1 protein-coding gene is annotated in these 2,085 nt (G+C 63.9%); it reads left to right on the forward strand.

Annotated features, from left to right (window positions below):
* Nucleotides 1-278 precede the first annotated feature (278 nt).
* Nucleotides 279-1,982, forward strand: coding sequence for an IS1634 family transposase (locus OXM58_01745; protein ID MDE0147069.1), 1,704 nt, complete (start codon nucleotides 279-281; stop codon nucleotides 1,980-1,982).
* Nucleotides 1,983-2,085 lie beyond the last annotated feature (103 nt).

Genomic DNA, 2,085 nt, shown 5'->3' on the forward strand with positions numbered 1-2,085 from the left:
CTAGCCCGACTTTACCGTGTTCGCATCAGCATAGCATTGTCCTAGCGCTTGGGCCGACCGGGTTTTCAAGTTCAAGTTACTGATAAGAAAGGGGTTTTCTCCCAGTCCGACCTGGGACTCCCTCCTTGTCCCCTTGTCTTTTGTATGACCTAACTTCTAGTGAGATCTTCCAAGTCTCTCCCAATCGTAACTGTCCGTCTTTCCGCAGGAAATATTTTCTATGGAACCGAATCCCCTTGACTCGGATCCCTTCCACACGCTATTGTATGACCTAATATATGGCCAGCATCGTCAAAAAAATCATCCGCGGCCGTCCCTACTACTACGCCCGCGTCTGCAAGCGCGTCGATGGCAAGCCCAAGATCGTTTCCCAGACCTATCTCGGTCGCGCCGACAAAATCGTCGAGAAGCTCCGCGCCGGCCCCGCCCCCGCCCAGCCTCTGGAGGCGGTGGTGCGTGAATTCGGCGCCTCGGCCGCCCTGCTTTCCCTCGCCCGCCGCTTGCAGCTCGTCGAGCACATCGATCGTCATCTCCCCAAGCGCGGCTCCGGTCCCTCCGTCGGCGTCTACTTGCTCGCCGCCGTCCTCAACCGCTGCCTTGCCCCCGGCTCCAAGGCCAGCCTCGCCCGCTGGTTCGACTCCACCGTTCTCACCCGCCTGCTCCCCCTGCGCTCGCGCCAGCTCACCAGCCAGCGCTTCTGGGACCACATGCACCGCGTTCCCGTCGCCGCCCTCCCCGCCATCGAACGCGACATCGTCGCCGCCATGACCCGCGAGTTCCGCCTCGACCTGCGCCAAGTCCTCTTTGACGCCACCAACTTCTTCACCTACATCGACACCTTCAACGAGCGCTCCGAACTAGCTCAGCGCGGCCACAGCAAGGAGGGCCGCAAGTCGTTGCGCATCATCGGCGTGGCCCTGCTGGTCACGACCGACTTCCGCCTGCCCCTGCTGCATCGCACCTATCCCGGCAACCGGCCCGACCCGCCGACCTTTCAAAGTCTCGCCGCCGACTTGGCCCGGCGCTACCGGGAACTCGCCGCCGGGACCGAGACGGTCACCCTGGTCTTCGACAAGGGCAACAACTCGCGCGAGAACCTGGACTGGGTCGAGCGCAGCCCGTTCCACTTCATCGGGTCGCTGGTTCCCACCCAGCACCCGCATCTGCTGGACGTGTCGGTGGACGAGATGCGCTCGCTGGAGGCCGACGGGCTGGCGGGCGTGCGCGCTCACCGCACCGAGTCCAAAGTGTTCGGCGTCCGGCGCACGGTGCTGGTGACTTGGAACCAAAGGTTGTTCGACGCCCAGTGCCGGACACTACTGCGGGAGATCGAGAAACGGCGCCGGCACCTCGGCGCCCTGCAGCGGCAGTTGCGGCGCTGGCGCGACGGCAAGATCCGGGGGGGACGCCAGCCGGGCCTGGCCGGCACGCAAAAGAAGGTCGACGGCTGGCTGCGGGCCCGCCACATGCGGGACCTGTTCGCCGTCCAGATTCGGGAGGTGGACGGCTTGCCGAAGGTCAATTACCGCTTCCAGCGACGCGCCTGGGAGCAGCTTCAGCGCAGGTTACTGGGCAAGACCCTGCTGTTCACCGACCAGGCGGGCTGGAGCGACGCCGAGTTGGTGCGGGGCTACCGCGCGCAGCATCATGTGGAAAGCGCCTTCCGGCAGCTCAAGGACAGCGACTGCATCGCGATCCGGCCGCAATACCACTGGACCGATCAGAAGATCGCGGTGCACGTGTTCTGCTGCGTGCTGGCGCTGATGCTGTGTGGCCTGCTGCAGCGGGAACTGAGCCGTCACGGCGTTCCGGGGTCGATCCCCGCGTTGCTGGACGCGTTACGCGGGATCCGCGAGGTCGACGTGCTCTATCCCGCGCGGGAGGCGGACGGCGAGCCAGAACTCCGGACGACGCTCTCGCGGATGACGGACGAACAGCGCGCGATCTACGACATCCTGGGCCTTGAGAACCTCGCGATCTGACCGCTGATACGGAACCGTAGGTCATACAGACGGGAGTCTCTATGTCTTTGCAAAGAAATAACTTAGATGAGATCTCTCATCCAACACGGTAAACTTGGGCTAG

Source organism: Rhodospirillaceae bacterium (assembly GCA_028819475.1).
GTDB lineage: Bacteria > Pseudomonadota > Alphaproteobacteria > Bin65 > Bin65 > Bin65.